The organism is Gordonia sp. WA4-43 (assembly GCF_020520305.1).
Lineage (GTDB): Bacteria > Actinomycetota > Actinomycetes > Mycobacteriales > Mycobacteriaceae > Gordonia > Gordonia hongkongensis.
Genome location: NZ_CP084736.1, coordinates 1,902,462 through 1,920,902, shown reverse-complemented (window position 1 = coordinate 1,920,902; position 18,441 = coordinate 1,902,462). Strand labels below are relative to the sequence as shown.

Below are 18,441 nucleotides of genomic sequence, written 5' to 3'. Positions count from 1 at the left end.
GCGAGACTTCGCCAGTGTCATCGGTCGACGAACATGTGCTGCCCGCAACGGGGCGGCGTCCCTGGCGAAGCTATGGGCTGTTCCTCCTGCTCGTCGTGCCGAACCTCGTCCTCCTCGGCGTGTTCACGTATCGACCGCTCGTCGAGAACATCCGGATGTCTTTCTACGACTGGAACATCGCCGAGGCGGGAGCGACGTTCGTCGGGATCGACAACTACGTCGAATGGTTCACCCGTGCCGATACCCGGGTGATCGTCGCCAACACCGTCATCTTCACGGTTGCCGCTGTCGTCGGCAGCATGGTCATCGGCCTGGCGCTCGCACTGTTGCTCGACCGTAAACTGCGCGGCCGACATCTGGTGCGGTCGGCAGCTTTTGCTCCGTTCGTGCTGTCCGGGGCGGCGGTCGGCATCGCCTTCCAGTTCGTCTTCGACCCCAGTTTCGGCCTCGTCAACGACGTGATGGTGCGCCTCGGACTGGGCTCTGCGCCTGACTTCTACCAGCAGCCGTCGTGGGCACTGTTCATGATCACGGTGACCTACATCTGGAAGAACCTCGGTTACGCGTTCGTCATCTATCTGGCTGCGCTGCAGGGTAAACGGACCGATCTGGACGAAGCGGCCGCGATCGACGGGGCCGAATGGTGGACCTACTTCCGCAAGGTGCTGTTGCCGCAACTGCGGCCGATGACGTTCTTCCTGTCGATCACCGTGCTGCTCAACTCGTTACAGGTGTTCGACATCATCAACGTGATGACCCGGGGCGGCCCGTTGGGCAATGGCACCACCACGATGGTCTACCAGGTTTACGAGGAGAGTTTCGTCAACTTCCGTGCCGGCTACGGCGCCACCGTCGCGACAGTCATGTTCGTCGTCCTGCTGGCCATCACGGTGATCCAGGTGCGCATGATGGACAGGGGAGCGCGATGAGGCCCGTCACCACGAGTCCGGTGTCCAGACGGGTTGCCGAGCCGGGCCACACAGACGAGTCCGGACATCCGCCGGCGGGTCCCGGGCAGAAGCGACGGCGCCCCGACGGTGAGGCGATGACGCCGCCCACCCGCCGACGACTGGCCGACGCGTGCGGGTACGCGGCGATGACGGTGGTGCTGGTGATCATCGCGCTGCCGGTGGTGTGGATCCTGTTGGCCTCGTTCAAGGATCGCACCGAGATCTACGTGCAACCGGCCGTGTGGTGGCCGTCGACGTGGCGTCCCGAGAACTACGTCGAGGCCACGACGTCGGTACCGTTCTGGAGCTACCTGCGCAACTCGGTCATCGTGACCTCGATCCTCGGCGTGGCCAAGTTCGTGCTGGGCGTGCTGAGTGCGTACGGACTGGTGTTCCTGCGGTTCCCGGGCAAAAACATCGTGTTCGTCGTCATCATCGCCGCGCTCATGGTGCCCAACCAGATCACCGTCATCACCAACTACGCCCTGGTGGCCCAACTGGGACTGCGGAACACCTTCATCGGCATCATCCTGCCGCTCGCCGGTGTCGCATTCGGGACCTTCCTGATGCGCAACCACTTCCTGTCCATCCCGCCCGAGATCATCGAGGCGGCGCGGATGGACGGGGCAGGTCACTTCCGCCTGCTCACCAGAGTGGTGCTGCCGCTGTCGATCCCGACGATGGTCGCCTTCGCGACGATCACCCTCGTCAACGAGTGGAACGAGTACCTGTGGCCGTTCCTGATGGCCGACGACGCCTCGGTCGCCACGCTACCCGTGGGATTGACCCTCCTGCAGAACAGCGACGGTCTCACCAACTGGGGCCCGGTCATGGCGGCAACCGTGCTCGCGATGGTGCCGATGCTCGTCCTCTTCCTGGCCCTGCAACGGCACATGATCAAGGGTCTGACCTCCGGGGCCGTCAAGGGCTGACCGGCCGGCACCCCACCAGCCAGAACACCTGGCACGAGAACGCCCAGCACGAGAACCACTGACACACAGATGATCAAGAAGGAGACGACAGATGATGAACATGTCCCGGCGCGGGTTCCTCGCCGCGTCCGCGACGGCCGCGGCCGGTGCTCTGGTGGCCGCATGCGCCGGAACCTCGGGTGACGGCGGCTCGTCGTCGGGCGACGCCTCGAAGCTGAGCTTCTGGTCGAATCACCCCGGCAAATCCATCGAGGTCGAACGAGAACTCATCTCTCGGTTCGAGGCGGCCAACCCGGGCATCACCGTGCAGCTCGTCGACGCCGGCAAGAACTACGAGGAGGCGGCGCAGAAGTTCAACGCCGCGCTGTCCGGCGGTGCCGTGCCCGACATCATGATCCTGTCCGACGTCTGGTGGTTCAACTTCGCGCTCATCGGCGCGATCAGCCCCCTCGACGACCTCTTCGGCCCTGCGAACGTGAACACCGCCGACTACGTCGATTCGCTTGTCGGCGACTACAAGTGGAACAACCAGACGTGGGCGTTGCCGTACGCGCGGTCGACTCCGCTGTTCTACTACAACAAAGACGTGTGGCGCCGGGCCGGCCTGCCCGACCGCGGCCCGCAGACCTGGGACGAGTTCGACGACTGGGGCCCGCGGATCCAGACCGTGGTCGGCGGCGACAAGCGCGCGCACGGCTGGGGCAACGCGACCGACTACCTCGGATGGACCTTCCAGGGGCCGACCTGGACATTCGGCGGCGCCTACTCGAACGACTGGGAGCTGAAGTTCACCGATCCGAAGACCGTTGCGGCCGCGCAATATCTGAGCGAGTCGATCAACACGAAGCGGTACGCGAAGATCTCCAACGACATCGCCGGCGACTTCAGCGCCGGCATCATCGCCTCGACCATCGCCTCGACCGGCGATCTGTCGGGCATCACGGAGAACGCCGCCTTCGACTTCGGTACCGCCTTCCTGCCCGCGCCGCAGGGGGTCTCGGGTTGCCCGACGGGCGGTGCCGGTCTCGCGGTCCCGGCCAAACTGTCCGACGAGCGCAAGGTCAACGCGCTGAAGTTCATCGAGTTCATCACCAACACCGAGAACACCGCCTACTTCTCGCAGAATGTCGGCTACATGCCGGTGCGCAAATCCGCGCAGGACGACCCGTCGATGGTCGCGTTCCTGGAGAAGAACCCGAACTTCGCCACCGCCATCGAGCAGCTTCCGCGGACACAACCGCAGAACAACGCGCGGGTCTTCGTCCCCGGCGGCGACAAGATCATCGGCACCGGTTACGAGCGCATCGGCCTGCAGAACGCCGATGTCGCCGCGACCCTCGCCGACACCCAGCGCCAGATCGCGCAGATCTACGAGGCGCAGATCGCGCCGAAGCTCCCGTCATGACGGGCGACGTGGCGGGGCCGGTCGTGGGCCGGCGACGAGGGGGCCGGTCGTGGCATCGGTGACCTTCGACGGCGCGACCCGGCGCTTCGCCGACGGCCAGAAACCCGCCGTCGACTCGCTCGACCTGGCCGTCGACGACGGCGAGTTCATGGTGCTCGTGGGACCGTCGGGATGCGGCAAGTCCACGAGCCTGCGGATGGTCGCGGGTCTGGAGTCGGTCGAATCCGGTGCGATCCTGATCGACGACGTCGACGTCGTCGGGATGGCGCCGAAGGCCAGGGACGTGGCGATGGTCTTCCAGAACTACGCCCTGTACCCGAACATGACGGTCGCCGACAACATGGGCTTCGCGCTCCGCAATGCCGGGATGAGCAAGTCCGACACCGCGGCCCGGGTCGGTGAGGTGGCCGAGATGCTCGAGCTCACCCCGCTTCTCGGTCGCAAGCCGGCGAAGCTGTCCGGCGGGCAACGGCAGCGGGTGGCGATGGGGCGGGCGATCGTGCGGCGTCCCAAGGTCTTCTGCATGGATGAGCCGCTGTCGAACCTCGACGCCAAGTTGCGGGTGAGCACGCGTGCCCAGATCGCGGCCATGCAGCGGGAACTCGGCATCACGACGCTCTATGTGACCCACGACCAGGTCGAGGCGATGACCATGGGACACCGGGTCGCGGTGCTCGATCACGGTGTGCTGCAACAGGTCGGGAGTCCGCGCGAGATCTACTCACGGCCCGCGAACCTGTTCGTGGCGTCGTTCATGGGCTCACCGCAGATGTGTCTGATCGACGCCCGGGTGGACGCAGGCATCGTACGCCTCGGTGGCGCCGAGGTCCGGGTTCCGCCGTCGGTGCTGTCGTCGGCGTCCGCGGGCGACGTCGTCGTCGGTCTGCGTGCCGAGTCGTGGCAGGTGTCGGCTGCACCGCAGGCCGGGAACCTCACTGCAACGGTCGATCTCGTCGAGGAGCTGGGGGCCGAACAGTTCGTCTACTGCAGCGCGGACGTCCGGCTGCGCGGGAGTCGCATCGTCATCCGTGTCGATCATCGCCGGACGATCGAGGTCGGTGACGTGATCGGGCTGACCCCGGAGGTCGACGAGACGTACTGGTTCGATCCGATCAGCGGGGTCGCCCTCGACGACCCGCGTCGTCACGACCTCAGCGCGGGACCGAAGCCTCTTCGGTGATCGCGGCTTCGGACAGGGAGATCCGATCGGGACGGCTGTAGATCACCATCGACTCGCCGCGAGAGAAGCCGACGAGCGTGATGCCGAGGTCGTCGGCGGCGTCGGCCGCCAGTGACGACGGCGCGGAGACCGCGCACAGCATCGAGATTCCCGCCATCGCGGCTTTCTGGACGAGTTCGAAGCTCGCGCGGCCGGAGACCTGGAGGACGGTGCCCGACAGGGGTAGTCGGTCGGCGAGAACCGCCCACCCGATCACCTTGTCCACGGCGTTGTGCCGACCGACGTCCTCCCGGACGGCGAGCAGGCGACCATCCGCGTCGAACAGCGCGGCGGCGTGCAGGCCACCGGTCTTGTCGAAGACGCTCTGTTCGGCGCGCAACCGGTCGGGGAGGTCCAGGACCGTCCCGGCTGCCACGGTCATGGTGTCGGCGGCGGGATCATGGACCGACGCGGTGTGGACCGCGGCGATGCTGTCCTTGCCGCAGATGCCGCATGCACTCGTGACGGGGTTGGTGCGGACCAGCTCGGAACCGGGTGGCGGCACATGCGGGGCGAGCGTCGCGTCGATGACGTTGTAGGTGTTGGCGCCCTGCGCGTCGGTGCCCGCGCAGTAACGGGCCGTCGAGTAATCCGCGCCGGTGGTCACCACACCTTCGGAGACCAGGTAGCCGGCGACCAGTTCGAAGTCGTGGCCGGGAGTGCGCATGGTGACCGCGAGTGTGCGCCCGCCGACCCGGATCTCGAGCGGCTCCTCGACGGCCAGGGTGTCTGCGCGCTTTGTCGGCTCCGCGTCGCGTCGGACGCGGGTGACGCGGCGGCGTGCGGTGATTCGTCCCACCGGCACCACGGTAGTCCTGCGACTGTTCGTGGCTGCGGTCTCAGACGTCGAGCACCAGGGTGACCGGCCCGTCGTTGACGAGACCGACTTCCATGTGCGCGCCGAAACGGCCGGTGGCCACCGTGGCGCCGGCGGCCCGGAGGGCGCCGACCACCGCGTCGACCAGCGGTTCGGCGACCGGTCCCGGCGCGGCGGCATTCCACGACGGGCGCCGGCCCTTCGCGGTGTTTGCATAGAGCGTGAACTGGCTGATCACCAGGATCGGGGCGTCGAGGTCGGCGGCCGCGCGTTCGGGACCGTCTCCGCCGTCGAAGATCCGCAGGCGCCAGATCTTGTCGGCGAGCCGGACCGCGTGGTCGGTGGTGTCGTCGTGCGTGACCCCCACGAGCGCGACGAGACCCGCGCCGCCGGGCGGGATGTCGAGCTCGCCGACGACCTCGCCGTCGACGCTCACACTCGCTCGGCTGACGCGCTGGAGAACGGCGCGCATCGATTCTCCGATCTCCGGGTGCGGTGCACGGACGGGGTGTTCAGTCGAGCGCGAACGTGACCGTGACGGTGAAGGTGAGCTCCTGCTCACCGGGCTCGACCGGTACGGGCGCGGCCGCCACGTCGCGTTCGAAGGTACCGGGCGAGACCGGATGCTCCTGGCCGCTGGTGCTCTCCTTGATGGTCAGCACGTCGCCGAGCGAGTCGCCGGCGAGACCGGCGTACTGTTCCGCGCGGCCCCGGGCGTCGGTGAACGCGGCTTCGCGCGCCTTCTCGAGGAGTTCCGAGTCGTCGTCGATGGCGAAGGCGACGTTGTTGATGCGCGTGTTGTCCCCACCGGCGGTCGCGGCGGCGCTCAGCACGGTCGACGCCGTCGAGATGTCGCGGATGGTCACGCGGATGGTGTTGGTCGCGGTGTATCCACTGATCTGGCTCGAACCGCCGGGTGCGGGACTCGAATACTGCGGGTTCACCGACACCTGCTGCGTGGCGACGTCCTTGCGCTCCACTCCCGCCGCGACGACCGCGTCGGTGACCGCGGTGACCTTGGCGCTCGTCTCGTTCAGCGCGGTCGTCACATCGGACGCGGTCGCCTCCACGCCGATGTCGGCGCGCAGGGTGTCCGGGGTGCCGCTGACCTGGCCCGACCCGACGACGGTCACCGACCGTGGCTGCCCGCCGGTGTCGCTGCCGCACCCGGCCACCACCAGGACCACGGCGGCGAACGCCGCGAGGACCGACGTCGCCCGGAGTGCGGGGCGTCGTGTGTCGGCGCCGCGTGTTGTCGTCATCGGTCGACCGGGTCGCGCATCAGCAGGGCCAGCAGCCACCCGACCACCGACACGACGATGGCTCCGAAGATCGCCGACCAGAAGAAGTCGTCGACCTCGAGTCCCCAGTGCGTGGTGTTGCGGGTGATCCACGCGGTGAGCTCCAGCATCAACGCGTTGATGACGATGTGGATCAGACCGAGCGTGAGGATGTAGAAGGGGATCGCGATGATCTGCACGATCGGTTTGATGATCGCGTTCAGAACACCGAAGATCACGGCGACCACCAGGGCGATACCGACCTTCTCGGCGGTCGTCGAACCGCCCACGAAGTCGATGCCCGGCACGATCAGCGTCGCGACCCACAGGGCCACCGCGGTCAGCACGGTGCGGACGAGGAAGGCAAGCATGGGCGACAGTGTGCCAGCACCCTCGCCTCAACCATCGATCTGATCGCGACGGAACGTCATCATGGCGCGGATCGCGTCGTCCGACGGAGGGGCGTCGGGCTGGAAACGTACGGTGCCCTTCTGGACGTCGAAACCCGCGAGGAACGGCCGCCCGGCGTCGACCGCGTCGGGGCTGAACGGGTACAGCCCGATGTGCTTCTTGGTGCGCATCACCGACAGGAGCGGGCTACCGCGATACGTCAGGGCCGGCATCCCGTAGCCCTTGCCCTGCGCGGTGCCGGGGACCGTGTCGCGGGCGACGTCATAGATCCGGGAGATGACCGCGCGGTCGTCCGGGTCGAGCCCGTCGAGATAGTCGTCGACCGTCCCCATCCGCTTGGACCTCCTTGCGACGCCGCGCACGCATTTGGCCTGGCCTGCCTGTTCGCGTAGCATGGACCGTCGGTGCGCATCGCGCGCCGGGCCTCGGCGTGTCAGCACGTGGGTCCGGTCGGCGCACACCGGGTGCAGGTCCTCGCGGACCGGTGCCCACACCCTAACGGACAAACACTGATTCAACCCGGCCAATGGGCCGCGACGTCGCCCGGATGTCGTGGTCACGGCCAGGATCGCGGAGGACATGGCGAAGAAAGACGGGGCCATCGAGGTCGAGGGTCGAGTGATCGAACCCCTGCCCAATGCGATGTTTCGTATTGAGCTGGAGAACGGACACAAGGTTCTCGCCCACATCAGCGGCAAGATGCGGCAGCACTACATCCGCATCCTGCCCGAGGACCGGGTCGTCGTGGAACTCTCGCCCTACGACCTGGCTCGTGGGCGAATCGTGTACCGCTACAAGTAGGACTTTCCCGGCGTCGCCGGGGACAGACTTCCCGGACATCCGTTCGGGAGGAGACCGACACCCACGTGTACGGCCGTTTCGGCGTGCGCGCGGGCGAGCCGAGCAGGAGAGATTGACGTGAAGGTTCAGCCGAGCGTCAAGCCGATCTGCGAGAAGTGCAAGGTGATCCGTCGTAACGGTCGGGTCATGGTGATCTGCGAGAACCTGCGTCACAAGCAGCGTCAGGGCTGATCACGCGCACCCTCCGGGTCGCTTGAGTCAGAACAACTGAAGACCGACAACTGAATACAACAGGACCTCCCAACACCAGCGGCGACAGACGCGTCACCGCCCACCTCCGGATCAGAGGCCGGAGCCCACGAGGCCGGACACACGGTTCGGCACCAGCTCGCGGGACGGACTGGGAGCAGACCTCTGAGAATCGAAAAGGAAATCCGCCACATGGCACGTGTTGCTGGTGTGGATCTCCCCCGCGAGAAGCGGCTGGAGATCGCACTGACCTACATCTACGGAGTTGGGCGCACCACCTCCAAGGAGATCCTCGAGGGAACGGGCCTGAGCCCCGACCTCCGAGCGAAGGATCTCACCGACGCAGACGTCTCGAAGCTGCGTGAGTACATCGAAGCCTCGGTGAAGGTCGAGGGTGACCTCCGTCGCGAGGTGCAGGCCGACATCCGTCGCAAGATCGAGATCGGCTGCTACCAGGGTCTGCGCCACCGTCGTGGCCTGCCCGTTCGTGGACAGCGCACCAAGACCAATGCCCGCACTCGCAAGGGCCCGAAGAAGACCATCGCCGGGAAGAAGAAGTAATGCCTCCGAAGTCACGTAGCGCAGGCCCCAAGAAGGGCACCCGCCGTCGCGATAAGAAGAACGTCCCGCACGGCCACGCACACATCAAGTCGACGTTCAACAACACCATCGTGTCGATCAGCGATCCCAGCGGCAACATCATCAGCTGGGCGTCGTCGGGCCACGTCGGTTTCAAGGGCTCGCGCAAGAGCACCCCGTTCGCGGCTCAGCTCGCGGCCGAGAACGCTGCGCGCAAGGCCCAGGAGCACGGCGTCAAGAAGGTCGACGTGTTCGTCAAGGGACCGGGTTCGGGTCGCGAGACCGCCATCCGCTCCCTGCAGGCAGCCGGCCTCGAGGTCGGCACCATTTCCGATGTCACCCCGCAGCCGCACAACGGTTGCCGTCCGCCCAAGCGGCGTCGGGTCTAGCGGGAAAGGGAGGAACAGAGAAACATGGCTCGTTATACCGGCCCCGCAACCAAGAAGTCTCGTCGTCTTCGCGTCGACCTGATCGGTGGAGACGCTGCCTTCGAGCGTCGCCCCTACCCGCCCGGCCAGCACGGCCGCTCGCGGATCAAGGAGAGCGAGTACCTGCTCCAGCTGCAGGAGAAGCAGAAGGCGCGCTTCACCTACGGCGTCCTGGAGAAGCAGTTCCGCCGCTACTACGAAGAGGCGAACCGTCGCACCGGCAAGACCGGTGACGAACTGCTGAAGATCCTCGAGACCCGTCTCGACAACGTGATCTACCGCTCCGGCATCGCGCGTACCCGTCGCCAGGCCCGCCAGCTGGTCAGCCACGGCCACTTCACCGTCAACGGTGTGAAGGTCGACGTGCCCAGCTACCGCGTCAGCCAGTACGACATCATCGATGTCCGCCCGAAGTCGCTGCAGACCGTCCCGTTCCAGATCGCCAAGGAGCTCGTCGGCGATCGTCCGGTTCCGGGTTGGCTCCAGGTCGTGCCGTCGACCCTGCGTGTTCTCGTGCACAGCGTGCCCGAGCGTGCCCAGATCGATGTCCCGCTGACCGAGCAGCTCATCGTCGAGTTCTACTCCAAGTAGTCCTTCGAGCAACACCCGCCCGACAGCAACAGCTGTTCGGTACACCCTCGAGGCCGTCATATAGCGGGCGGCCAAAGGAGAGATCCACAGAATGCTCATCTCACAGCGACCCACCCTCACCGAGGAAGTCCTCGCCGAGAACCGCTCGAAGTTCGTCATCGAGCCGCTCGAGCCGGGCTTCGGCTACACCCTCGGCAACTCGCTGCGTCGTACCCTGCTCAGCTCGATCCCGGGTGCAGCCATCACCAGCATCCGCATCGACGGTGTCCTCCACGAGTTCACCACCGTGGCCGGGGTCAAGGAAGATGTCACCGACATCATCCTGAACCTCAAGGGCCTCGTGGTCAGCTCGGACGAGGACGAGCCGGTCACCATGTACGTGCGTAAGCAGGGTCCGGGCACCGTCACCGGTGCCGACATCGTGCCTCCGGCCGGTGTCACCGTGCACAACCCCGATCTGCACATCGCCACCCTGAACGACAAGGGCAAGCTCGAGATCGAGCTCGTCGTCGAGCGGGGCCGCGGCTACGTCCCGGCCGTGCAGAACAAGGCGTCAGGTGCCGAGATCGGCCGCATCCCGGTCGACTCGATCTACTCGCCGGTGCTCAAGGTGACCTACAAGGTCGAGGCCACCCGTGTCGAACAGCGCACCGACTTCGATCGACTGGTGCTCGATGTGGAGACCAAGAACTCGATCAGTGCGCGTGACGCGCTGGCATCGGCGGGCAAGACCCTGGTGGAGCTGTTCGGGCTCGCCCGGGAGCTCAACGTCGAGGCCGAGGGCATCGAGATCGGGCCGTCGCCGGCCGAGGCCGACCACATCGCGTCGTTCAGCCTGCCGATCGAGGATCTCGAGCTGACCGTTCGTTCCTACAACTGCCTCAAGCGCGAGGGTGTGCACACCGTCGGCGAGCTGGTTGCACGGACCGAGTCGGATCTGCTCGACATCCGCAACTTCGGTCAGAAGTCGATCGACGAGGTCAAGGTCAAGCTGCACGCGCTCGGTCTGTCCCTCAAGGACAGCCCGGCCAGCTTCGATCCGTCGCAGGTCGCGGGTTACGACCCGGCCACCGGCACGTGGTCGGAAGACGCGTCCTTCGACGCCGATTCCGGTGAGGATTTCGCGGAGACCGAGCAGCTGTAGTCGCTACGACGCGGCGGTAGCTGTCACTGCCCAACCCTGACTTCCGCATCGAGTGATGCGGGGTCCTCCTAGGAGAAGACAATGCCCAAGCCCACCAAGGGTGCCCGCCTCGGCGGGTCGGCCAGCCACCAGAAGGCGATGCTGGCGAATCTCGCCACCTCGCTCTTCGAGCACGGCCGCATCACCACCACGGAAGCCAAGGCCAAGCGCCTGCGTCCGTACGCGGAGAAGATCATCACCCACGCCAAGGCCGGCAAGCTGGCCAACCGCCGTGAGGTGCTGAAGGACATCCGTGACAAGGACGTCGTGCACACGCTGTTCGACGAGATCGGCCCGTTCTTCGCCGATCGTCCCGGTGGCTACACCCGCATCATCAAGACGCTGCCGCGCAAGGGTGACAACGCCCCCATGGCCGTGATCGAGCTGGTGCGCGAGTCCACCGCGTCGAGCGAGGCCAGCCGCGCGACCCGCGTCGCCGCCTCCAAGAAGGCCGCCGAGGACAAGCTCGACGCCACCGAAGAGGTTGTCGCTGATACCGATTCGGCTGACGCGAACGTGGTGGAGGCCGTCGAGGCCGACGCCACCGATGCCGAGGTCGCCAACGCCGAAGCTGTCGCCGAGGCCGTCGACGACGAGTCCACCGCCGCGACCGCTCCCGATGCCGAGGCAGCCGGAGCCGACGTCGACGGTGAGAAGAAGTAGTCGACTGAGTCGAGAACCGCAGACCGAACCCGTCGGCGCCGATTCCGGTGCCGGCGGGTTCTGTCGTCTCCGCTTCGACATCTCGTACGACGGCACCGACTTCGCCGGATGGGCACGGCAGGTCGGCCAGCGCAGCGTGTGCGAGGAACTCGAGACGAGGTTGTCGACGGTCCTACGGGTGCCGGTGCGGCTGACCGTGGCGGGGCGCACCGACGCCGGTGTGCATGCGACCGGGCAGGTCGCACACGCCGCGGTTCCGCGGTCGGTGCTGGAGACCCGATCGATCGCCGGCGACCCCGCGACGCTCGTCGGGCGTCTCGCGAAGATGTGTCCCGATGACGTCCGGGTGACGGCCGTGCGCGTCGTCCCGGAGGAGTTCGACGCTCGGTTCTCGGCGCTGCGCCGGCATTACCGCTACCGGTTGACCGATGCACGGTGGGGTGCCGAACCGGTGGTCGCGCGGACGACCGCGACATGGCGTCGGCCGCTCGACGTGGACGCGTTGAACGCGGCATCGTCGGAGTTGCTCGGCCTGAACGACTTCGCGGCGTTCTGCCGTCGGCGGGAGGGTGCGACCACGATCCGGGAATTGCAGCGGTTCTCTTGGACTCGGGACACCGAAGGAGTCCTCGTCGGCGAGGTGATCGCGGACGCGTTCTGCTGGTCGATGGTGCGTTCGCTGGTCGGCGCGGTGGCGAGTGTCGGCGATGGCAGACGCGACATCGACTGGTGCCGTGGGCTTCTCGACGAGCGCGAACGAAGCAGCCAGGTGCCGGTCGCCGAGGCGCGGGGTCTGTGCCTGGTCGGCGTCGACTATCCCGCCGACAACGAACTCGCCGCACGCAACACGGTGACCCGCGACGTGCGCGGGTCGACCGGTTGCTGTGGTGGGTGACCACCCGCCGTCTCGACGGCGACCCCGGAGTTGTTGTGACACGAGGAGGCCCCGGGGACAGATCCCCGGGGCCTCCTCGACCGCAGCGGTCAGTTGCCCAGCTTGAGGCCGTTCTTGTCTCGAACACTGCCGGTCAGCATCATGATGCCGTCGACCAGCGCCCAGATGGCGACACCGAAGATGATGACGAACCCGATCAGGAAGATCGCGGTGATGTAGCCGAGGATCGTCAGGCCGAGTTGGATCGCGCCGGTGGTGTTGTCGCCGATGTAGAAGCGGCCGACGCCCAGGCTGCCCAGGAAGATCTGCAGCAGGCCGGCAACCAGCTTCGACTTGTCGGACAGCGGTTCGCCGGTGGCCGGGTCGCGGCCATAGGGAGCAGTGGGGTCGGGAGCGCCGCCGTAGCCGTAACCGGGCGCCGCGGGATACCCGCCCTGCGGAGCCCCGTACTGCTGGGGTGCGCCGTACTGCTGCGGTGCCCCGTACTGCTGGCCACCGTACTGCTGGTCACCGTACTGCTGGGGTGCCCCGTACTGCTGGTTCCCGTATTGCTGGTCGCCGTATTGCTGGTCGCCGTATTGCTGTTTCCCGTATTGCTGGTCGCCGTACTGGGGATTGCCGACGCCGGGCTGCGAGGGCCCCGCGGTGCCGAACTCCGAACCCACCGGCTGCTGGCCGGGGTCGGTGCCGTACGACGGCGAGGCGTCGGCCGGTGGCTGCTTGACGAACGGGTCGTGGGGCTTGTCGCCCGGGTTGTCTGGTGTGGTCATCGGGTGGTCCTCCTCGTGACTGGATGGAGCGGCGTGCTCATCTCGAACGTGCGGGCGGCTCAGGCGACGGTAGCCAGTTCGCGTGCGTAGTACACGCGACCGGACACATCGCTCATCGTCCAGGGCGACGTGGCGGGGATGTTGGTGACGTGCATCGCGCCGCCCGCGCCCCGGACCCGTACCTGGATGAAGCCCGTTGTGCGCCGTTCTTTCATCAGCAAGAACAGCAGACTCAGAAAGCAGATCAGAAAGAACCCGACGAGCGCCAGCACCAGGCCCGTCTGCGACATCTGTTCGGAGGACACGGACATGTCGGTGACCTCCCACTGCGAACCCGCGAGCGGGAACGTGCCCGACGGCGTGATCACGTAGTGCTGGGTGCACGTGATGTCACCGATGACCACGAGCGGCGGCTCGGGTAATGCTGCGGCACCCGCGTCGAAGAACGGCCCGGGCGGCGCGTAACCCATGCCGGGGCCCGGGAATTGGGCGGGAGCGGGCACGAAGCCGGGACTGGAGTCGTAGGCGTTCGGCTGATGCGGCAACGGACGGGTGCCGTCATTGCCATTCCCCGGGTACGTCATCCCGCAATGGTGGCATACGAGTGTGTGTTTCGGGTCAGGTGGCGTTGCGCTCGTCTCCGAAGGCCTCGAGCACCTCGTCGACGGTCTCGTCGTCGCCGACGAACTGCTCCGGATGGGCGCCCTCGGACATCAGATGCCGCCAGTTGAGCGGATCGAATTCCACCGGCGCGTGGCGCGCGATGAAGTCGATGACGATCCGGCAGAACCGTTCGGGGTCGTCGTGGAACGGGAAATGTCCTGAGCCGGAGAAGGTCTCGAACTCCGAGTGTGGGATCGCCGAGTGCGCCAGTTCGCCGTGGTGATGGGGGATCACGATGTCCCGGTCGCCCCACACGAGCAGGACCGGCAGGCGTTCGGTGAGGTAGCAGCGGTCGAGCATCGTGACGGACTGGCCGCGCCAGTCGACGACGGCGCGCAGGGTGCGGAGGAAGGCGGCCGACGCGGTGGGGTCGGCGAGCCCACCGAGGACCCGCATGAGGTCCTCGTGGTCGGCCAGTAGATGTTCGGGCGTGGCCGAGGACGGGAACAGGGGCGGCACCGGCGCGGCGACGATCGCTTTCGCGAGCGTCGTGAGACCAGGGATCACGCCGGGGACGCGGAGTACCGACAGCACCTGCGGGACGACGGGCAGCGAGAACAACCGCAGGGCGGGGTTGACGTCGCGGGTGACCCCGCCGGCCGCGACCAGCACCAGGCGCTCGACGAAGCGCGGGAACTGATAGCAGAACTGCATCGCGACGCCGCCGCCCAGGGAGTGGCCGACGACCGTCACCTTGCTGATCCCCAGGACGACGAGGAGGTCGCGCATGCCGTTGGCGAAGGCCGGCACCGAGTAGTCGGCGCGTGGCTTGTCCGATTCCCCGTGGCCGAGCAGGTCGGGTGCGATGACGGTGTAGTGCTGCGCGAGGATCGGGATGACCTCGTCCCACGTCGACGAGTTGTCACCGATGCCGTGGATGAGCAGCAGCGCCGGACCGCTGCCGGCGATCCGGTAGGCGCGCCGGTAGCCGTGGATGGTGTGGTACTCGATGCGGACGTCGGTGTCGGAGACCGGACGCAGCGTCGGACCGGACGTCGTGGTCGGGGACGGATCCCGGTGCTTGGTGGGCACTGTCTCTCCCCTCGGTGTCGCTCGGGCGGTGTCGGTCGCGTCCTCGCGACGGAGCGGTGGATGGCAACGGGCGTTGTCCCGCTAGTCGTCGAGTAAACCGCATCACCGGTCGTCGTGCGCGTCGGGTGCCGGGGTGCCGGCCGGACCTGGGTTGCCGGGATCTGAATGGTTGCCGACGCTTTGCCACGTCGCGACGGTCACCGGGCCCCGGCGGGTCGCTGCGCCACTAGTGTTGGATTCGATGAACCCCTTCGACATCGAGTCCTTCGTGGCCACCGGTGGCCTCATCGGACTCTGCGTGCTGATCTTCGTGGAGACCGGCATCCTGGTCGGGTTCATCTTTCCCGGCGACTCGGTGCTCTTCACCGCCGGCGTGTTCGCTGCGCAACCCGATCCCTTCGCACCGCTGTGGCTGTTGTGCCTGGCTGTGCCGCTGGCGGCGATCATCGGCGACCAGTGCGGCTACTTCATCGGCCGCCGTGTGGGGCGCGGGGTGGTCGAGGGCAAACTGATGCGCACCATCGGACCCGAGTATCTCGCCAAGACGAACCACTACTTCGACCGCTTCGGGCCGCTCACCGTGTTCTTCGGCCGGTTCATCGGGATCGTCCGCACCCTGACCCCGCTGGTCGCCGGCTTCAGCGGCATGCCACATCGGACGTTCACCCTGTTCAGTGTGCTCGGCAGTTTCACCTGGGCGGCCGGGATCATCCTGCTCGGCTACTTCCTCGGCAACATCCCGGTCATCCGCGACAACATCGAGATCTTCATCATCGCCTCCGTGTGCACGATCGTCATACCGACGTTCATCCACTTCGGTCGGCGCTGGCGGATCGCGCGCCGGGATCGGCGCGCCGAGACGCCTTGAGGCGAATCACCGGTCCCTGAGGAGCGCACGGAGCTTGCGGAGGGCGTGACCAGCCCCCGGTCCCTGAGGAGCGCCCGGAGCTTGCGGAGGGCGCGACCAACCCACGCTCCCTGAGGAGCGCCCGGAGCCTGCGGAGGGCGCGACCAACCCACGCTCCCTGAGGAGCGCCCGGAGCCTGCGGAAAGGCGCGACCAACCACCGGTCCCTGAGGAGCGCCCGGAGCCTGCGGAGGGCGCGTCACGAAGGGTCGGCCCCGCGTCTCACCAGGTCCCGTCGGCCGCGCGGGATCAGGGGTCGGTCAGCGGAGGAACGGCTCCTCCCGTTGTCCGGGGGCACCCGAGAAATCGTCGGCGATGGTCGCGGCGAGTTCGATGAACGATCGCTTCGTCGGCTTCGACATCAGTTCGAGGTCGACGTCCGCGCCTTCGGCGAGATGGTCGTCGAACGGGATCTTGTGCACGGCGCGGCACCGCGTGAGGAAGTGCTGACCCAGCTGGTCGGTGTCGATGGTCGACGACCCGGGTCGCGACGAACTCAGGACGACCACGGCGCGCGAGACGAGGTGTCCGAAACCGTGCGCCTCCAGCCAGTCCAGGGTCGCGCCGGCGCTGCGGGCGCCGTCGAGAGCCGGGGAACTGACGAGGATGATCGTGTTCGCGAGGTCGAGGACCCCGTTCATCGCCGAGTGGCTCAGACCGGTGCCGCAGTCGGTGATGATGATGTTGTAGAAGCGCTGCAGCACGGTGATGACGCCGCGGTATTCCTCCTCGTTGAACGCCTCGGCCATCGCCGGATCTCGTTCGGAGGCAAGGACTTCGAGGCGACTCGGCGCCTGCGACGTGTGGGCCCGGACGTCTGAGTAGCGGTAGACGTTCTCATCGGCGAGCAGGTCGCGGACGGTCGACCGGGTCTGCTGCGGAATGCGCTGTGCGAGCGTACCGAGGTCGGGATTGGCATCGACGGCGATGACGCGGTCGCCCCGCAGGGAGGCGAACGTCGAGCCGAGGCCGACGGTGGTCGTCGTCTTGCCGACTCCGCCCTTCAGCGACAGCACGGCGATCCGATAGTCGCCCCGGACCGGCCGGTTCACCCGTTCGAGCAGCTGCTGATATTCGATGTCGCCCTGCGACTCACCGGGATTGATCGCGCCGGCCGACAGCGTGTGCACCGCACGACGCCAGCCGCGACTCGGTGCGCGACGGGCCTTTCGGATGAGGGCCACCTCGTCGAGCGAGGGGCCTCCCGACGGTGGCCCGTACCCGTGCTGCATCGGCTGCCCGGGAAAGGCGGGGGCGGGACCGGGGCCCATCGGAGCGGGGCCCGCGTACGGCGGAGGTTGATGGCCGGCGACCGGAGTCGGTGGCATCCCCGGCTGGGCGGACCACGCGGGAGCGGACTGGGGAGCCGGCGGGGCGGGCGGCACGATCTGCGGCGAGGCGGGGTGCGGCGGCATTCCGGATGCCGGTGCCGGGCCGGTGACGTGCCCGGGTCCGAGGTTGTCGGGTCCGAAGTGGTCCGGCCCCGGGACGGGAGGAGCCTGCGGCGGCCACGGGGGAGCGACCGGGTTCTCGGTCGATGAGATCTCGGGACGCGGCTCCGGCGGAACGGGCCCGCCGTGAGGACGGGGATCGGCGGGCGCGGGCCCCGGGCGGTCGGCGGCGCCGGGATGGTCGGCGGACGGACGAACGGCGGCGGGATGGTCGGGCGGTGGCGCCGACCGGCTTTCGAAGTCCGGCCGCGGGGGCATCGTCTCGCGGGCCGGTGATGCGCTGTCCGGACGTGCGGACGGTCCCCGGGGTGCGGGCGGCGCGGGCGCTGCAGCCGGCGGCTGTTGTGGAGCGGCGGTCGGCGGGGCGAACTGCAGCCAGGGCGGCGGCGCCGGGGCGTCGGCATCAGGAGCGCCGGGCCCGGTTCCGTCCGGTCTCGTCGGGTTCTCGTACGTCATCGGGGAATCCTCTGGTCAAGCGGCCGGGCGCCGATCGCGTTGCGGCGAGTTCGGCGAGGCGTGCAGCGATCCGCCCCGTTTTGTCGATCGACCCCGGCTGCGTCCTGCGGCAGTCTACCCAAGGTCCTCGACCTGGTCCGGACGACGTCCACAGGGCCGCCTCGAAGACACGCGTTCGGCATAGTGCATCTCTGGTGTGGTGGGGCCGAACCGAGTATGGCACTATGCAGGCACTCAACACATGTGCGCAGCGGGGTGCGCGGTTCTTCACGGATCCGTATGTGGGAGGTCTGGTTCCGTCGAACGAAAATTCGATGGAACCGGAAGGGACCCCGGCTGCGTCATATTCGGCGTGAAGGGGGTGCAGCTTTCCATGACCTACTCCGACGATCCTCGGGATCTCGTCGACAGTGATCCCGACGACCCGTGGGCGGTGTTGCACGAGTTCGTGACCGCGCGGTCACGGTCGGGCGGGCTCGGCGTCCGAACCACCGCGCAAGGTCTTCCGGTGGCGGTTCGTATCGAGGCGTCCGAACTCGACAAGGATCCGGCTCTGCTCGCCGGCGACATCCTCCGACTCTGTCAGCAGGCGGCGATGTCCGCCGGTATCCGGCTCCGCGAGAACCTGCTCGCCGCCGGCATCGACCGAGACCTCGTGCAGGAGATGCAGTTGCCCCGCCCGGACGATCTCGCACGAGCCGAATGGCGCGACGACGAGGAAGCCGACGCGCCCGCGTCGTGGTTGCAGCGATGACCTGGG

General features: G+C 67.4%; 23 protein-coding genes. 14 read left to right on the top strand and 9 right to left on the bottom strand.

Annotation, left to right across the window (positions count from 1 at the left end; translation table 11 throughout):
• The first annotated feature begins 14 nt into the window (after window positions 1-14).
• From LEL84_RS08815 to LEL84_RS08800, 4 genes are all read left to right on the top strand, one after another.
• A complete protein-coding gene (locus tag LEL84_RS08815) occupies window positions 15-929 on the top strand; it encodes a carbohydrate ABC transporter permease (protein ID WP_226513824.1) in 915 nt (304 codons plus the stop codon).
• 116 nt (window positions 930-1,045) lie between these two features.
• The gene (locus LEL84_RS08810; protein ID WP_226513823.1) at window positions 1,046-1,882 is read left to right on the top strand and encodes a carbohydrate ABC transporter permease; all 837 of its coding nucleotides are present in this window, start codon (window positions 1,046-1,048) and stop codon (window positions 1,880-1,882) included.
• Between the two features lie 91 nt (window positions 1,883-1,973).
• Window positions 1,974-3,287 (top strand): ABC transporter substrate-binding protein, encoded by a 1,314-nt coding sequence (locus tag LEL84_RS08805; RefSeq protein WP_065631826.1) that lies wholly within the window; start codon window positions 1,974-1,976, stop codon window positions 3,285-3,287.
• Between the two features lie 49 nt (window positions 3,288-3,336).
• Window positions 3,337-4,467 carry an ABC transporter ATP-binding protein gene (locus LEL84_RS08800; RefSeq protein ID WP_065631827.1) on the top strand — a complete coding sequence of 377 codons (1,131 nt, stop codon included), beginning with the start codon at window positions 3,337-3,339 and terminating at the stop codon, window positions 4,465-4,467.
• Here LEL84_RS08800 and fdhD read toward each other — a convergent pair.
• The 5 genes from fdhD to LEL84_RS08775 are packed head-to-tail and all read right to left on the bottom strand — an operon-like array spanning window position 4,439 to window position 7,409.
• Complete coding sequence (fdhD, locus tag LEL84_RS08795) at window positions 4,439-5,305, bottom strand: formate dehydrogenase accessory sulfurtransferase FdhD (protein ID WP_226513822.1); 867 nt, start codon at window positions 5,303-5,305, stop codon at window positions 4,439-4,441. The genes LEL84_RS08800 and fdhD overlap by 29 nt on opposite strands.
• Window positions 5,306-5,345: 40 nt before the next feature.
• On the bottom strand, window positions 5,346-5,795 hold the full coding sequence (dtd, locus tag LEL84_RS08790) for a D-aminoacyl-tRNA deacylase (protein WP_226513821.1): 450 nt from the start codon (window positions 5,793-5,795) through the stop codon (window positions 5,346-5,348).
• Between the two features lie 40 nt (window positions 5,796-5,835).
• On the bottom strand, window positions 5,836-6,585 hold the full coding sequence (locus LEL84_RS08785; protein ID WP_226513820.1) for an SIMPL domain-containing protein: 750 nt from the start codon (window positions 6,583-6,585) through the stop codon (window positions 5,836-5,838).
• Window positions 6,582-6,974 (bottom strand): phage holin family protein, encoded by a 393-nt coding sequence (locus LEL84_RS08780; protein ID WP_058251965.1) that lies wholly within the window; start codon window positions 6,972-6,974, stop codon window positions 6,582-6,584. The genes LEL84_RS08785 and LEL84_RS08780 overlap by 4 nt, the downstream gene beginning before the upstream one ends.
• A 27-nt stretch (window positions 6,975-7,001) precedes the next feature.
• The gene (locus tag LEL84_RS08775) at window positions 7,002-7,409 is read right to left on the bottom strand and encodes an iron chaperone (RefSeq protein WP_226513819.1); all 408 of its coding nucleotides are present in this window, start codon (window positions 7,407-7,409) and stop codon (window positions 7,002-7,004) included.
• Between the two features lie 184 nt (window positions 7,410-7,593).
• Here LEL84_RS08775 and infA point away from each other — a divergent pair, with 184 nt between their 5' ends.
• The 8 genes from infA (at window position 7,594) to truA (ending at window position 12,403) form a co-directional block, all read left to right on the top strand.
• Window positions 7,594-7,815 carry a translation initiation factor IF-1 gene (infA, locus tag LEL84_RS08770; RefSeq protein ID WP_004023539.1) on the top strand — a complete coding sequence of 74 codons (222 nt, stop codon included), beginning with the start codon at window positions 7,594-7,596 and terminating at the stop codon, window positions 7,813-7,815.
• A gap of 117 nt (window positions 7,816-7,932) precedes the next feature.
• Window positions 7,933-8,046 carry a 50S ribosomal protein L36 gene (rpmJ, locus tag LEL84_RS08765; RefSeq protein WP_005207978.1) on the top strand — a complete coding sequence of 38 codons (114 nt, stop codon included), beginning with the start codon at window positions 7,933-7,935 and terminating at the stop codon, window positions 8,044-8,046.
• A 210-nt stretch (window positions 8,047-8,256) separates the two neighbouring features.
• Window positions 8,257-8,625 carry a 30S ribosomal protein S13 gene (rpsM, locus tag LEL84_RS08760; protein WP_004023537.1) on the top strand — a complete coding sequence of 123 codons (369 nt, stop codon included), beginning with the start codon at window positions 8,257-8,259 and terminating at the stop codon, window positions 8,623-8,625.
• Window positions 8,625-9,032, top strand: a complete 408-nt coding sequence (gene rpsK / locus LEL84_RS08755) for a 30S ribosomal protein S11 (protein WP_004023536.1) — start codon at window positions 8,625-8,627, stop codon at window positions 9,030-9,032. The genes rpsM and rpsK overlap by 1 nt, the downstream gene beginning before the upstream one ends.
• A 24-nt stretch (window positions 9,033-9,056) precedes the next feature.
• Window positions 9,057-9,662, top strand: coding sequence for a 30S ribosomal protein S4 (gene rpsD, locus LEL84_RS08750; RefSeq protein WP_058251964.1), 606 nt, complete (start codon window positions 9,057-9,059; stop codon window positions 9,660-9,662).
• Between the two features lie 91 nt (window positions 9,663-9,753).
• The gene (locus LEL84_RS08745; protein ID WP_058251963.1) at window positions 9,754-10,806 is read left to right on the top strand and encodes a DNA-directed RNA polymerase subunit alpha; all 1,053 of its coding nucleotides are present in this window, start codon (window positions 9,754-9,756) and stop codon (window positions 10,804-10,806) included.
• A gap of 81 nt (window positions 10,807-10,887) precedes the next feature.
• The gene (gene rplQ / locus LEL84_RS08740; protein ID WP_065631830.1) at window positions 10,888-11,508 is read left to right on the top strand and encodes a 50S ribosomal protein L17; all 621 of its coding nucleotides are present in this window, start codon (window positions 10,888-10,890) and stop codon (window positions 11,506-11,508) included.
• Window positions 11,465-12,403, top strand: coding sequence for a tRNA pseudouridine(38-40) synthase TruA (gene truA, locus LEL84_RS08735; protein WP_226513818.1), 939 nt, complete (start codon window positions 11,465-11,467; stop codon window positions 12,401-12,403). The genes rplQ and truA overlap by 44 nt, the downstream gene beginning before the upstream one ends.
• 89 nt (window positions 12,404-12,492) lie before the next feature.
• Here the strand turns inward: truA and LEL84_RS08730 are convergent, their stop codons facing one another.
• The 3 genes from LEL84_RS08730 to LEL84_RS08720 are packed head-to-tail and all read right to left on the bottom strand — an operon-like array spanning window position 12,493 to window position 14,868.
• Window positions 12,493-13,173 carry a TM2 domain-containing protein gene (locus LEL84_RS08730; RefSeq protein WP_226513817.1) on the bottom strand — a complete coding sequence of 227 codons (681 nt, stop codon included), beginning with the start codon at window positions 13,171-13,173 and terminating at the stop codon, window positions 12,493-12,495.
• A gap of 59 nt (window positions 13,174-13,232) precedes the next feature.
• Complete coding sequence (locus LEL84_RS08725) at window positions 13,233-13,757, bottom strand: hypothetical protein (RefSeq protein WP_065631832.1); 525 nt, start codon at window positions 13,755-13,757, stop codon at window positions 13,233-13,235.
• Window positions 13,758-13,791: 34 nt separating this feature from the next.
• Window positions 13,792-14,868, bottom strand: coding sequence for an alpha/beta fold hydrolase (locus LEL84_RS08720; protein ID WP_065631833.1), 1,077 nt, complete (start codon window positions 14,866-14,868; stop codon window positions 13,792-13,794).
• Window positions 14,869-15,109: 241 nt separating this feature from the next.
• Here LEL84_RS08720 and LEL84_RS08715 point away from each other — a divergent pair, with 241 nt between their 5' ends.
• The gene (locus tag LEL84_RS08715) at window positions 15,110-15,736 is read left to right on the top strand and encodes a DedA family protein (RefSeq protein WP_065631897.1); all 627 of its coding nucleotides are present in this window, start codon (window positions 15,110-15,112) and stop codon (window positions 15,734-15,736) included.
• Between the two features lie 298 nt (window positions 15,737-16,034).
• Here the strand turns inward: LEL84_RS08715 and LEL84_RS08710 are convergent, their stop codons facing one another.
• The gene (locus tag LEL84_RS08710; protein WP_226513816.1) at window positions 16,035-17,681 is read right to left on the bottom strand and encodes a MinD/ParA family protein; all 1,647 of its coding nucleotides are present in this window, start codon (window positions 17,679-17,681) and stop codon (window positions 16,035-16,037) included.
• Between the two features lie 373 nt (window positions 17,682-18,054).
• On the opposite strand from LEL84_RS08710, the gene LEL84_RS08705 reads away from it, so the two are divergent.
• A complete protein-coding gene (locus LEL84_RS08705) occupies window positions 18,055-18,435 on the top strand; it encodes a hypothetical protein (protein ID WP_226513815.1) in 381 nt (126 codons plus the stop codon).
• The last annotated feature ends 6 nt before the right edge of the window (window positions 18,436-18,441 follow it).